Raw genomic sequence first — 13,324 nt, 5'->3', positions numbered from 1 at the left:
CAGCTTCCTTCAGATTCTACCTTACGATAGACACCCTTGCTGTTCAGCTATACACTTCCTTGTCGCCTAGGCGTGTTCGGGACTTTCACCCGTTAGAGCGCGCCCATGGCGCGCAAACTAAAATAAGCCGAAAAGCACTGCTCTTCGACTTATTTCTATCATAGAATTGTTTCCGTTTTTAATTATTCTTAAAATTGTCAGACAGCCTGACTGCAATGGGCATTTGCTCTACCAGCTGACTGCAATATCAAGCTGTGTGGAATTGCCGGATGCAAAGCCACCTGTATCACAGACAATACCAAGTCCAAGACTCGTCTCTACAATTGAGCCTCTCGGATGGACATTCAGATTGGCAGCAACCATTACATAATTGCCAAGCATCTTGGCACCGTCGTCTCTGACCCAGTACTCATCTGTATTGCCAAGACTTCTCATAATGCTGACAACCCCAGACATATTCAAATTATAATATGTTTCCTTACCGCTTGGTCCGTTAATCGTACCTGCCGAAGCAGTCAGAACAGGCCCATCCCAGCTGCTTGCTGTATAACCATTCACCTCGTTCTGATCTGTTGTAATATAATCACCGTGAACATATCGGACGTGACCTTCAAAATCAATTGCATACCAGCCATTCTCCTCATCTCTCAGAATCTTGACTTCTTCACCCCTCTTCAGTGTTCCGACTTTATCTGATTTCTCAGAGCTGGCTCTGCGCACATTGAGAACAGAACATGTTACATAGCCTGTATTCTCTTCTGTCTTCTCTTCCTGTACGCTCTGTGTATTCTGTGCGTTCTGTGCAGTGTCTGTATCTTTGGTGTCAGCTGCAAATGCCGGTACTGTCATCAGTAAAGATACTGCAACAGCAGTGCCAAGTAATGCAAGTTTTCTTTTAATCATTGATATAAACCTCCTGTAAAAACGTAGTTTTACATTTTCTTTTTGTAATAGTGACATCTGTTTTTTAATAAAATATTTCATTTGTTACAAAAACATTACGGATAATATATCATATTATTACTCTTTTGTCAAATTTATGTTTCCTGCAACATTTTCCAATCATCGACACAACACCCAATCCACAAGTCGAAATACCTTTTCTGCATACAAAAAGTCCCGAAACATTGTCATTCCGGGGCTGATAATCATTTATGCTGTTTTACATTTATGCTGTTATATATATTACACAATTAATCCGTCTCAATCTGCTCGCCTTCATTGGCGTCTTCCATGGTCACGTCAATTTTTGCCTTATGCGTTCCCTTTCCGATTGCACCATTCGCTGCTTCTGCATTCTCATCGCCTGCCTCCGCACTCTCCACATAATGCAGCCGCAGCACTGCCTGGGCCCAGTTCAAACCAACCACAGCTGTTTTATTCTTTACTGCACCGGCCTGCTGCATCAAATCTAACAATTCCTCCAGTACTTCCCGGGTCAGATAACCGCCCCTCCAGTGAAAGGTCAATGTTTTTCCCTTTTTGGCCGCCTGAAGAAAACGCTTATATACCTCCTCTGTCTTTGTAAAAGACAGCTTCTTCTCTTTGTAATAAAAACGGCTGTTGTCAGTACATGCAGGTGCCGGCGCAATCAACGGCTCATGATCCCTGAATACAGCTTTATCGTCCAAATTGAAATAATCATAACGAATCTCCGGTGCACCGCTTCCACTGCGCCCGAGACTGTTGTCAAATGTGGCATCCAGATGATAATACTTTCCATCCAGCCGGATAATATTCCAGGTATGTCTGTACTTAATACCTTTTTCAGGATTATTTCCGCAAATGGCTATGATGCACCAGAGATTCAGTGCATCACACAGAATTTTCACTGACTTGGCAATACCTTCACAGACACCGACCCCCTGTCCAAGAGGCCCGATTATCTCATGGGAATAGGCCTTTTTCAGCTTATCATAACGTACATTCTCACAGATAAAATCATGAACATACTTTTCTTTTTCAATGTCTGAAAAATTTTTTGCCGGTCTTGCCAGTTTGTCCACTCTAGCTTTCAGCGCCTTCTGATGCTCCCGGATCTTATTCTTCTCAAAAATATACTCCGGTATAAAAATATAATTCGGTGAATCTTTGAAATATTTGTACTTGAATCCTGTAGCCCAAAAAATCTCCGGATGATCCAGCCGCAGCTGGAAAAATACATCGTACAACTCCGGTCCATCCAGGGCAGGAATCTGGAATTCATCTGATAAAGCCGTAATTTCCTGTAAAATGGCATGGTACACCGCCTGCTTCTGCTTGTTCATCTTCTGATAATAATACGGTTCCATCTTAGCTTACTTCCAGCCTTTCCAAACATCCGGCTGATAGCCCACTGTCGCCTGCGCACCGTTTCGGACAATCGGTGTCTTTAATACCTGCTGATTCTCCAACACCTTTTCATCCTTGTCTTCATCTGCAATATACTTGATCAGCGCCAGTGTATCCTGATCCTTGCACTTCGGATTCAGCATAGCATCCAGACCGCCTACAGCCTGTTTCACCTTTGTATACTCCCCTTTGCTGAGCCCCTTTTCCTTCATATCAATCCACTGATACTTAATGCCGCGCTCCTTGAAATAACGCATGGCCTTCTTTGAATCAAAGCACTTTGATGTGCCGAAAATCTGTATGTTCATAAAAGTCCTTTCGTCTATACTATCTTTTATACTATAAATGTTCAGTCTTCCTCTTCAAAAACATCCATATCGATTCGTTTGATCCGATAGGTATACTCTGTGCTGACACCAAAATCATGTTCAATCATTAGCTCTGCCAGATGCTGTCCGTCAATAAGAATAATATGCCGGTCATTGGCATACTTCTGTGCATCCGGAGAAAATCTGCCGGTTGTCACAAATAAACCCTTAGCATTCTTCTCCGGTATGGCGCCTCCAAACTTCTGAAGTTCCGGACGTCCAACCGTTTTTTCCAAATCATATCGCTTTGCCTGAATATAGATGACATCAAAACCCAATTTATCCTGATACACCATGCCATCTATTCCCTCATCTCTGCTTTTCTGGGTAATCTGACCACGGCCGTATCCCATCTTTTCCATCAGCTCAACCACCATTTTTTCAAAGAAATCCGGCGATTTTTCGTGAATCCGAGTTAAAAGTTCATCTTTTAAGACATTATTTAATTCTCCATACACCCGCTCCAAAGTCTCCTGCGGTGTCTCATCATTGTTTAAAGAATCCTTTTCTTCTGCAGTATCTTTAACTTTCTTGGTATCACCGTCAATAAACTTTACAAAAGAAGGAAATTCTCTAAGAACCTCATTGGTAATTTTTTTCCCTGATTTCAATACTTCTCTTCCTGATTTTGTAATCATAAAATGCGCTTTTGTCGGACTTTCTATCAACCCCGCCTTTTTCAGATACGTTCTGCACCATCCAATGCGATTGCTGAACACAGGCTGTTTTCCACTTGGCAGCAGCTCTGCCAGTTCTATATCTGTCAGCTTAAAATCTTCTATTACTTTCTTTTTGACATCTGAATACGGATGCTCTTCGCCATCCGATAAACTCTGAAGAAAAGAATGATACATTTCATAATACTTTGGTACTGCCATTCTGCCTCCTAGTTATTCTCTCCTTATATACTAAAATTCCCTATCACAACCGACAGGGAATAACCTGTTTTAATACCATTACATCATTCTCAAACCTCAAATTCAAAAATGAAATGCTATCACCTGCATAAAACAAGGTACCCAAGCTGTGTGATTTTAATAGATTTCACAACCATCTCTATCTATAATATACCGCATTCCTCCTTCCAGGCAAGCCCTTTCTTGACTTTCCATAAACAGAATTTTCGCCTCCTGATATCTAATTTCCTTAATCAATTCCTGTATCTGTTCATCTGTCAAATAGCTCCTGATATTTACGAAAACAAATACCTACCGCTTTTAACAATGCAGGAATTTCCAAATTGTCATCAAATGATAATATATAATTTGTTTGTTGTTCTAACTGCATTAAATATTCATGAATATACTCAAATCATATATAATATTATTAATACATCACCATATTTTTTAAAAGAAGGTCACTGTCATGCCACTGGCAAAGTGAAATACCTATACAACAAAAGATATCTACGAACTTCCTGACGGGAAACAACAAGGTTTCCTGTGAGGTTTATCCCGCACCTTTTGCTGTTTCTTTGAACAGGAATGACCACAATTACCTTGAACCCGATATTTCTGTTATTTGTGATGCGGATAAACTTAATGAATATGGCTGCAATGGAGCTCCCGACTGGATCATCGAAATTGTATCCCCATCCAGTCAGCGCATGGATTATCAGATTAAACTTTCTGATTTTCTTTCTTAATAATAAAAAACACAGCATTTAAGCCGATATTCCTTACCACTCAACTTAAAATGCTGTGTTTTTCCATGTTTTTTTACCTATTTGGTTTTAATTAGTTTTCAAAATGAATCTCTTTCCCGTCTATAAATCTTGCTCTGATGTTCCGGTCATCCCCTATATAACAGAATCGCTCCAGACGTTCTTCTGCCGTAAGCGGTACCCATGAATCTTCCATAGTATCAATAACCAGAGCATTAAACTGATATCCCTTTTCAAAGGATCCGACTTTTCCAAAGACGCTTCCTGCTTCTTTTGTTGCATGATAAAAAGCCTGCGTAAGCGTAATTGTCTGACTCTGATCCGGCTCATAAAATTCCTTTAATTTTGAGAGCTGAACGGCACGCGCAATCTGCTTGTATATGGCAATGCTGTGTCCTCCGGCCACATCTGAACCAATAGCAATCTTCATTTCTTCATCATGCATAGCCGCCAGCGGCATAATGCCCGCAATAATATTGGTCGTTGCGTCCGGGCAGTGAACCGAAAAACTGCCGTGCTCTTTCATGATGCGCTTGTCTTCTTTTGTCGGGAAAATAACGTGTGCAAAAATTGAAGGGCCATGGTCCATCAGACCGGCACGCTCATAAATCTCTGCATCTGAATGATATCCAGGAAAACATCTTAATGCTTCCTCTGCTTCCCAGATTGATTCCACCAGATGTGTATGCACACCGCAATGGTATTTCGCTGCAAGCTTGCCAAGACCTGTCATCAGTTTTTCACTGCAGGTCGGTGCAAAACGCGGTGCAAGGATCGGTTTGACTTTCCCGCTGCCTGTATGACTGTCCAAATAGATTTCTGTTTCTCTCAGTGAATCTTCTGTTGTCTCAATGAGAAACTCCGGAGAATTACAATCCATATTGACTTTTCCTACAAAACCATACATGCCCTTTTCTTCCATTTTCCTGAACAAATAGTCTGTTGCCTCACGATGGATGGTTCCAAAAACATTGGCATGAAATGTTCCATGACAAATCATATCATCCACAAAAGCATCATAACACTTCTTTGCATAAGACAGATCTTTAAATCCGGCTTCCTGCGGAAATGTATAGTTGTTCAGCCAGTCTGACAAAAGGCAATCCATACCAATGCCTCTCTGCACATACTGTGCACCATGGACATGCAGATCCGAAAAAGCCGGAATAATCATCTGACGTCCATAATCTATACATTCTGCATGCTTATATTTCTCCGGAATTACCGGATAAATCCCCTCGACTTTTCCACTATCCACTGCAATATAGCTGTTTTCATAAACTGCCAACGCATCTGCAGATGGCGTATACACAATATCTCCATGGTATAATTTTACTGCCATATCTATTTACTCCACTCAGTCTTTCGACTCCAAATTCTATACAAAATCTGATGACAGTGCCTGCCTGCTATTTTGCTTTCATCTTTTTGATGACTTCATTGGCCCTGTCTATGAATCTGTTATATGCCTCAAAGCTGATCAAACCATTACTATTCATATCCAGATAAGATCTGACTGCCCAGAAACTCCAAATAATACCTTTTTCAAGATTATCATTCACCTGATCTGCGGTCACAAGCCCCTGCTCTACGAGGAATTCATAGAACATTTTTTTCACTTCAGGATACTGGAACATTTCATAAAAACCACAGTCATAGCCCAATGGTACAAGATATTTTTCACCGGATTTTGTAATTTCTGCAGACACTGCCACATTCATGCTGTCATGACAGATTTCAATCGCATAGGCGCCATTCTCAATCACCCAGTCTTTCACCTTTGGATCATAATATGCAAAATCTCTGCGCTCCAACGAAAAACATACTTGCTTTTTCTCCCCCGGCTGTAAAAATATCTTCTTGAATGCTTTTAATTCTCTCACCGGTCTTGGCAGTCTTGTCTTCATCTTTGGTTCAATAAAAAGTTCTACAACATGTTTTGCCGCTACAGCACCTGTATTGGTCACATCAACTGTCACGATTGTATGGTCATTCTCTTCGCTGACCGCCAGATGTTCATATTCAAATGATGTATATGACAAACCATATCCGAAAGGATAGGCTGGCTGAATACCCTTCTTTTCATAATAGCGATATCCGACATAGATATCTTCCGCATATGGAATTTCATATACATTACCATCAAATGAAAGGTAGGCCGGTGTATCCTGCAGACGCTCCGGAACTGTGTTAGCCAGACGACCGGATGGTGATACTTTGCCAAACAGAATATCTGCAATGGCACTACCCATACCTTCACCTGAAAACCATGTCAAAAGTACGGCTGAAACCTGATGACGCCATGGCATTTCACAAACTTCTCCGCTGGATAAGATAACAATACAATTTTTATTCACTGCAGAAACAGCATCAATTAATCGCGTCATTCCTTCCGACAATTTGATATCTTTACGATTATAATCATCATCTTCACCAGGAAGAAAACTTCCCACAAACAGAAGAACCTGATTCGCTTCCTTTGCTGTTTGAACGGCTTCTCTAATCAATTCATCTGTTGTCGTTCCATCGGCCTGATATCCCTCTGCAAATTTAACTTCACACTCTGTTAAATACGGAATCATCTGTTCATATGGTATATCAACCTTTCTGGCATGAACTGCTGCGCATCCAGTTCCCTGATATTTCGGTTCTTTTGCCATATGTCCCAGTACAGCAATTTTCTCACCTTTTTGTGGTTTTAACGGCAAAATCTGATTTTCATTCTTTACAAGAACCATAGACTCTGCAGCAGCTTCAACTGCCAACCAATGACTGTCTTCATGCTTCACTGTATCCCATCCTGCTTCCCACTCTTTTAATTGGAAAACAAGTTTCAAAATTCGCGCTACTCTTTCATTAACCAACTTTTCATCCAGCTGTCCAGTCTCTACAGCTTGTTCAAGATAAGCAGCAGAACTCTTGCTTAAAGGCATTTGAAGATCGATTCGTCCTTTACTTGCTTCAACCGGATCTTTAACGGCTCCCCAGTCGCAAACGACAGTACCGTCAAATCCCCATTCGTCCTTCAGAATATCTCTTGTTATTCTGTTATCACCGCTGACTTCTTCTCCATTAATCTTATTATAAGCGGTCATCAGACTCACCGGATGTGCTTTTCTCACAACCCGCTCGTAACCTGCAAGATAAATCTCCCGTAGTGCTCTTTCACTAACATGTACATTCACACGCGTACGCCTGGAATCCGAATTATGACATGCAAAATGTTTCATACATGTGCCGACACCTTCATGCTGTACACTGCTCACAATCGCTGCTGCCATCTCACCTGTTATAACCGGATCTTCTGAATAATATTCAAAATTTCTTGCCGTCAATGGATGTCTGTGAATATTCATTCCCGGTCCCAAAAGCATATTAATTCCAAGTTCCTTGCACTCACCTGCAAGTTTTTTACCGATTTCTCCGATCAACTCTGTATCCCATGAAGAGGCAATAGCAGAGCCACTTGGAAAACAAGTGGCTCTGTATGTACGTGACATGGCTTCCTCATTGTCAAAACTGCCACCAAGGCTGTCATAAAAAGACATCTCCTCTGGCTGATCAGAACCAATCTGAAATCTTACACCGCTTGTTCCATCGCTTACCAGAATTGATGGAATGCCAAGTTTTTCATAATCTCTTGTTCTCCATGAATTCTTTCCTGTACACAAGAGAACTTTTTCATGCAGTGTCATTTTGCTGATGATTTCTTCAATTTGTTCTTTTTTCATTGATTAACCTGCCAATTCTGTAAATTTAATTTTTGAGCTATTATTTAGAAAGGTTATCCCAGGCATCCTGAAGCTCCTGAAGGAATTCCTCGTTTGTGGATTTGCCTGCACCAAGTTTCTGTACAGCTTCACCTGCTGCCTGCGCAAAACCATCCGGATAGAATGTATAGTAGATGTTGTCTACTTTGCCTGCTGCCATGTAATCAGAAACAGCTTTGCCAAGAGTACCAATACTGTCCGCATCTGCTTCCATATTGTTGTATGCAGGAATCAGCTGTAATGTCTTTGTCATGCATTCTTTACCTTCATCAGATGTAACAAGCCAGTTGATAAAGTCTTTAACTGTATCAAGATTCTCGGAATCCTTGTTGACACCCCAGTATGTACCTACCAAATATAACTGATCATTTTCTTTTTCATCACTAGAATAAGGAATACCCATCAGACTTACAGGCAGATCCGGGTTGATTGCATCATACGTTGGCTGTGACCAGTTACCGCCGATTGTAATAGCCATATCACCGGAACCAACTAAAGATGTCTGTGTATTAAAGTCTGTTGTTGAAGGATTTGTATCTAAAGCATATTCAAATGTAATGAAATCTGCCAGTTCTTCAAATACTTTATTTCCCACAAATGATGCAGAACCATCCGACAAACCATCAATGAATGCCTTAGGATCTTCCTGGCCAGCAAAACCAAGGTTGATCATAAAGTTGCCTAACTGATACCAGTCCATATAAGTTTCTGAAATAGGTGCGGATACACCGGCATCTGCCAGTTTCTGTACATCTTCTGCTAATTCTTCTTTTGTTGTCGGTACTTTTGTAATACCTGCCTGTTCAAAAAGTGCTGTATTATAAACATAACCTGCTGCCTCTACAGACAAAGGAAATGCAACCACTTTACCGTCAAGCGTAACATTTTCTGCTGAAGTATCTATCATTTCAGATGTAAAAGGTTCACCTGTCAGATCTGCTAACTGTGACTGCCACACAAGTGCATCTGAATACCCCTGAATACTGAAAATGTCCGGTGCATCACCGCCTGAAAACTTTGTCTTCAAACTCGTTGCATAATTATCAGATGCAGACTCGCAGACAAATTTAACCCCTGGATGAGATTCAGAGTAAACTTCACACACCTTCTCAAGGGCATCCTGAATTTCTGTTTTCATCTGATAAATATAAATTGTCTTCTCCTCACCATCTGCTGCCTGAGATGCCACCTGTGTATCAGATCCTTCTGCTGCACCTGTTGTTTCCTTTGCACCACTGTTGCCGCATGCAGCCATGCTGAGCATCATTGCAACTGTCATCATTAAAGCTGCTGCTTTTTTCATCTTCTTCATCGTCTTCCTCCTTAATCCTTTAGTTAAGTTTCCTCTATTATTTAACCTTTTACAGCCCCGGCAATAACACCGTCCATGATCTTTTTCTGTAAAAGAATAAATACAATAACAATCGGCAGAATCGTCATTACCAATGCCGGCAATGCAATATCCCATTTACTGGCGTACTGTCCGAATAATCTGCTGATTGACAACTGAATCGTCATCAATCGTTCATTATTCATCATAATTAACGGAACCATAAAATCATTCCATATCCAGAACATATCCATCAACACCACGCTGACCATTGTTGGCTTCAAAAGCGGAATGATGATTGAAAAGAAAATTCTTGTTCTTGAACAGCCATCAATTCGAGCTGACTCTTCCAGTTCCACCGGAAGCCCTTTGACCGCACTCTGCATCATAAAAAACGCAAAAGCAAGACCGATTCCCCAATAAGTCAGAATTGTTCCAAACATAGAATTATTGAGTCCCAGTACTTTCATTACCTGTACAAGGGGCAGCATCAATGATGCAAAGGGAATCAACATCGATAATATAACAAAGGTCTCAAAGACTTTTGAATATTTCGTCTGATATCTGAATGTCCAATATGCAGTCATCGCCGCAAGTAAAGTAATACCTGCAACAGAACCTATCGTCAAAACGGCTGTATTCTTCATGACATGCAGTACATTCACTTCTTTGAATGCCTTTACATAATTTTCTGTCTGAAAAACATCCGGCCAGCTCAAAGGCTTTGTCAAAATCTGAGCTAACGGCTTAACTGAGTTCATCACAATTAAAAAAAGCGGATATACGAAGATTAATGCCAGAATCAATACGATCACAAATATAATGGCTTTTTGCTTTTTCGCTCTTTTGTTCATTACATCAATTCCTCCTCTTTCTTTCTGGAGAAATACATCTGAACAGATGTAATAACCAGGATAATCACAAAAAATACAAAGGATTCTGCTGTTGCAAGACCATATTTATTATTCGCAAAGGCATCATTATAAATATTCAATGCAAGAGATACTGTGGAGCCATACGGCCCTCCCTTTGTCAAAGAATAATTCAGATCAAACATCTTGAATGCCTGAGAAATCGTCCAGAACAGGCATAATGTAATATATGGCATACATAAAGGCAGCTTGATCTTAAAGAAAATCTGAAATGCGTTGGCACCATCAATCTTGGCTGCTTCAACAAGTTCTGAAGAAATGCCGGTTAACGCAGCAATCATGATAACCATCACATACCCCATCCCCTGCCATACGGATACAATCACAATGGCTGCATAGGCCGTCATTTCTGTTCCAAGCCACGGAGTCATCAACGGCCCGAAATGCAATAATTTGCCGATTGCAGGTACACCATTGATAAAAATAAACTGCCATACAAAACCAAGGATCAATCCTCCGATGATATTCGGAAGATAAAATACAACTCGAAATGCACTCTGCAACGGAATTTTTGTCGTTAACAGTGCTGCTATCGCAATACCTGCTATGTTCATGCAAACAACATTACATATTGCAATAATGAATGTAAACTTGAATGCGCCGAGAAAATTACTCTTTCCGGTAAAAATATCTATGAAATTCTTGATACCTATAAATGAAATATTTGAAGATACACCGTTCCAGTCTGTAAACGAATAGCCAACACTGATGATAAACGGTATAATAATGACAATGAGAAACACAATTGATGCCGGACCCAAAAATAAAAGATGTTCCCACAAAGCCGGACGATTAAAAGACTTCTTCCTGTTCATAAAACGCTATTCCTCCCTCACCCTTACCGGCAGATACCGGTTACTAATAGCACCTGATATTTTTATTCGTTGAATTGATATCTCTATTATAATCAATCCCTGTGAATAATCATCTCATTTTTTAACAAGTAAAATACATTTTTTTGATGTTTTATTTTTGACTCATCATCATTTTTTTGATGTTTTATCAGTTTTTATTCTTTTAATTGACATTTTTTTGCTTATAAATTATACTAATATTACATTTATTTATCATTTTTTTGATATTTTTATGCTATGAATTTTCAAAAGGGAGGCAATTATGGATTATTTTCATGAAACGATCAAAGTTCCTGAACAATTTCTCGCATGGGTCTATCTTCAATCAGAAAATTGTATTACCGATGTCAAGAAGCACTGGCATCGAAGTCTGGAAATTTCATATATCATCAAAGGTTCCTGCTTATTTGAAATTAACGGACATGAACTCGAAGCACATCCTCATGACATCCTGTTAATCAACAGCTGCGACATTCATGGCTGTCATACAAACTATCATTCAGAAAGCGAAATGCTTTCGATTATCTTTCCATATAGTTTTCTCATGGCTGTTTTTCCGACTTTTAATAATTACCGCTATATCGTAGAGCCTTCATCTGATGCTTATAATAAATTGGAATCTGCTTTTGCGGAAATTTATCCGATTTTCCGCAATCGCAGCCAGCTTCCTCTTTATCAACTAAAGCTCAACAGTTTCTTTTATGAAATTCTTTACATTCTGTTTTCCGAATGTAAAGCCCCAAAACTCGTTCCTCATTCTATCAAATCACAAAAGCATATTGAACGCTGCACAGAAATTATCGACTATATTGATAACCATTATATGGAACCACTTTCATTAGAAATGCTGGCCGATGTTTTTTCACTCTCAAAGGAACATCTCTCACGTACATTTAAAACATACATGGACACCACTTTCAAGAAATATCTGACCAGCATCCGTGTTCATCATGCCTATCAGGATCTGATGGACACGGATCTGTCTATACTGCAAATTGCTCTGGACAACGGTTTTTCGGATGCACGGGCCTTCTCCAGTGCTTTTTACAGCTATTATGGCGAAACACCTCTCAAATACCGAAAAAACAGTAAAGACTCCGATATGTCCCATCAAAAAAGAGCCTATTTGAGAACTCATGGTTTTCTGTAAACCAAAAATAAAACCGTTCCAAATCAGTATCCTTTTTCAAAAATACTGTTGGAGTGGTTTTTTAATCTCTATCGGTTTGCTTAAATGTGTATTCATACCCGCATCCAGACATTTCCGGATATCCTCCTGATATGAAAAGCAGGGTTTTGGCCTTGTAAAAAGCGGCGAAGAGGCCCGTTTCAAGCTTTCTGACTATGAGATTACCGGCAAAAAGGGTGCTAAAATGCGTATGAATATCAATCATGCCACCAAAGCCGGTGTCACCGTCCATGAATACAAAGTTCTTGAAAAACGTGACCCTGCCATAGACAAAGAATTCAACCGCATTACCAATGAATGGCTGGAAGTTAAAAAAAGCGGCATGTTGCAGTTTACCATGGGTACCGTCGGATTGGAAAATCCAATGGACAAACGTTATTTCTATGCACTGAATTCAGATGGGAAAATGGTTGCTTTCATTGTCTTTGTACCATTTCTTGGCAAAAACGGTTATATGGCGGATGTCACAAGGCATGGCAAGGATGCTCCAGGCGGTGTAATGGAAACGATTATTTATCAGGCATTCCAGGTATTTAAAGAAGGTATTGGATACTGCTGCAGTTGAAATTCAGAATCCGCACGGCATCCGCGGTTATATTATGATCATTCTGAAAGGTGAACTGAAACGTTTAAAGAAATAGTGCCAAGCACCGGATCATCCGAAAATTTTAAACCTTTCCAATATCCAAATATTTAAAAAAGCTGTTGTTTTACAAATCTCATCTGTAAAACAACAGCTTTTCTATTTTTGTTTATCTATTTATTATCTATTTATGGTCATCGGGGTGACAGGATTCGAACCTGCGACCTCTTGATCCCAAATCAAGCGCTCTAGCCAAGCTGAGCCACACCCCGATATAAAGCATTATAAAATAAAAACCATGCAC

General features: G+C 40.0%; 11 protein-coding genes, 1 tRNA gene and 2 pseudogenes. 3 read left to right on the top strand and 11 right to left on the bottom strand.

All coding sequences use genetic code 11. The features are described from left to right. Window positions 1-228 precede the first annotated feature (228 nt). The 5 genes from NBH03_RS15585 to NBH03_RS16255 form a co-directional block, all read right to left on the bottom strand. Window positions 229-903, bottom strand: a complete 675-nt coding sequence (locus NBH03_RS15585; protein ID WP_250800111.1) for an SH3 domain-containing protein — start codon at window positions 901-903, stop codon at window positions 229-231. A gap of 290 nt (window positions 904-1,193) precedes the next feature. Continuing rightward, entirely contained in the window at window positions 1,194-2,291 is a 1,098-nt protein-coding gene (locus tag NBH03_RS15580) for a transglutaminase domain-containing protein (protein WP_250800110.1), read from the bottom strand. Window positions 2,292-2,297: 6 nt separating this feature from the next. Next, on the bottom strand, window positions 2,298-2,639 hold the full coding sequence (locus NBH03_RS15575) for an arsenate reductase family protein (RefSeq protein ID WP_215631830.1): 342 nt from the start codon (window positions 2,637-2,639) through the stop codon (window positions 2,298-2,300). 41 nt (window positions 2,640-2,680) lie between these two features. Continuing rightward, window positions 2,681-3,577, bottom strand: coding sequence for a restriction endonuclease (locus NBH03_RS15570; RefSeq protein ID WP_215688872.1), 897 nt, complete (start codon window positions 3,575-3,577; stop codon window positions 2,681-2,683). A gap of 156 nt (window positions 3,578-3,733) precedes the next feature. Then, complete coding sequence (locus NBH03_RS16255; protein ID WP_442872341.1) at window positions 3,734-3,853, bottom strand: hypothetical protein; 120 nt, start codon at window positions 3,851-3,853, stop codon at window positions 3,734-3,736. 272 nt (window positions 3,854-4,125) lie between these two features. Between NBH03_RS16255 and NBH03_RS15565 the strand changes: the two are divergent. Beyond that, a pseudogene (locus tag NBH03_RS15565) lies at window positions 4,126-4,329 on the top strand (Uma2 family endonuclease); the annotation flags it as partial. Window positions 4,330-4,435: 106 nt separating this feature from the next. On the opposite strand, the gene NBH03_RS15560 reads toward NBH03_RS15565, so the two are convergent. From NBH03_RS15560 to NBH03_RS15540, 5 genes are all read right to left on the bottom strand, one after another. Then, on the bottom strand, window positions 4,436-5,704 hold the full coding sequence (locus NBH03_RS15560; RefSeq protein WP_250800109.1) for an amidohydrolase family protein: 1,269 nt from the start codon (window positions 5,702-5,704) through the stop codon (window positions 4,436-4,438). Window positions 5,705-5,771: 67 nt separating this feature from the next. Then, entirely contained in the window at window positions 5,772-8,093 is a 2,322-nt protein-coding gene (locus NBH03_RS15555) for a glycoside hydrolase family 3 C-terminal domain-containing protein (RefSeq protein WP_215688883.1), read from the bottom strand. 40 nt (window positions 8,094-8,133) lie between these two features. Beyond that, the gene (locus tag NBH03_RS15550) at window positions 8,134-9,444 is read right to left on the bottom strand and encodes an ABC transporter substrate-binding protein (protein ID WP_215688884.1); all 1,311 of its coding nucleotides are present in this window, start codon (window positions 9,442-9,444) and stop codon (window positions 8,134-8,136) included. A gap of 41 nt (window positions 9,445-9,485) precedes the next feature. Further along, window positions 9,486-10,316, bottom strand: a complete 831-nt coding sequence (locus NBH03_RS15545) for a carbohydrate ABC transporter permease (RefSeq protein WP_250800108.1) — start codon at window positions 10,314-10,316, stop codon at window positions 9,486-9,488. Further along, the gene (locus NBH03_RS15540) at window positions 10,316-11,209 is read right to left on the bottom strand and encodes a carbohydrate ABC transporter permease (protein ID WP_250800107.1); all 894 of its coding nucleotides are present in this window, start codon (window positions 11,207-11,209) and stop codon (window positions 10,316-10,318) included. Before NBH03_RS15540 ends, NBH03_RS15545 begins: the two co-directional genes overlap by 1 nt. Window positions 11,210-11,510: 301 nt before the next feature. Between NBH03_RS15540 and NBH03_RS15535 the strand changes: the two genes are divergently transcribed. Both NBH03_RS15535 and NBH03_RS15530 read left to right on the top strand, forming a co-directional pair. After that, complete coding sequence (locus NBH03_RS15535) at window positions 11,511-12,398, top strand: AraC family transcriptional regulator (protein ID WP_215631839.1); 888 nt, start codon at window positions 11,511-11,513, stop codon at window positions 12,396-12,398. 142 nt (window positions 12,399-12,540) lie between these two features. Beyond that, window positions 12,541-13,002: pseudogene (locus NBH03_RS15530) on the top strand (phosphatidylglycerol lysyltransferase domain-containing protein); the annotation flags it as partial. A gap of 215 nt (window positions 13,003-13,217) precedes the next feature. Here the strand turns inward: NBH03_RS15530 and NBH03_RS15525 are convergent. Continuing rightward, window positions 13,218-13,292, bottom strand: a tRNA-Pro gene (locus NBH03_RS15525). Between the last annotated feature and the right edge of the window lie 32 nt (window positions 13,293-13,324).

It is taken from the genome of Coprococcus intestinalis, assembly GCF_023656595.1.
Taxonomy (GTDB): Bacteria; Bacillota; Clostridia; order Lachnospirales; family Lachnospiraceae; genus Coprococcus_A; species Coprococcus_A intestinihominis.
The sequence above is the reverse complement of the archived record's forward strand: the minus strand, read 5'-3'. Positions and strand labels throughout refer to the sequence as shown.

What these genes read in the sequence shown, in the direction of transcription:
- NBH03_RS15585 (WP_250800111.1), bottom strand. Translation starts at nt 903, where the DNA reads ATGATTAAAAGAAAACTTGCATTACTTGGCACTGCTGTTGCAGTATCT.
- NBH03_RS15580 (WP_250800110.1), bottom strand. Translation starts at nt 2,291, where the DNA reads ATGGAACCGTATTATTATCAGAAGATGAACAAGCAGAAGCAGGCGGTG.
- NBH03_RS15575 (WP_215631830.1), bottom strand. Translation starts at nt 2,639, where the DNA reads ATGAACATACAGATTTTCGGCACATCAAAGTGCTTTGATTCAAAGAAG.
- NBH03_RS15570 (WP_215688872.1), bottom strand. Translation starts at nt 3,577, where the DNA reads ATGGCAGTACCAAAGTATTATGAAATGTATCATTCTTTTCTTCAGAGT.
- NBH03_RS15560 (WP_250800109.1), bottom strand. Translation starts at nt 5,704, where the DNA reads ATGGCAGTAAAATTATACCATGGAGATATTGTGTATACGCCATCTGCA.
- NBH03_RS15555 (WP_215688883.1), bottom strand. Translation starts at nt 8,093, where the DNA reads ATGAAAAAAGAACAAATTGAAGAAATCATCAGCAAAATGACACTGCAT.
- NBH03_RS15550 (WP_215688884.1), bottom strand. Translation starts at nt 9,444, where the DNA reads ATGAAGAAGATGAAAAAAGCAGCAGCTTTAATGATGACAGTTGCAATG.
- NBH03_RS15545 (WP_250800108.1), bottom strand. Translation starts at nt 10,316, where the DNA reads ATGAACAAAAGAGCGAAAAAGCAAAAAGCCATTATATTTGTGATCGTA.
- NBH03_RS15540 (WP_250800107.1), bottom strand. Translation starts at nt 11,209, where the DNA reads ATGAACAGGAAGAAGTCTTTTAATCGTCCGGCTTTGTGGGAACATCTT.
- NBH03_RS15535 (WP_215631839.1), top strand. Translation starts at nt 11,511, where the DNA reads ATGGATTATTTTCATGAAACGATCAAAGTTCCTGAACAATTTCTCGCA.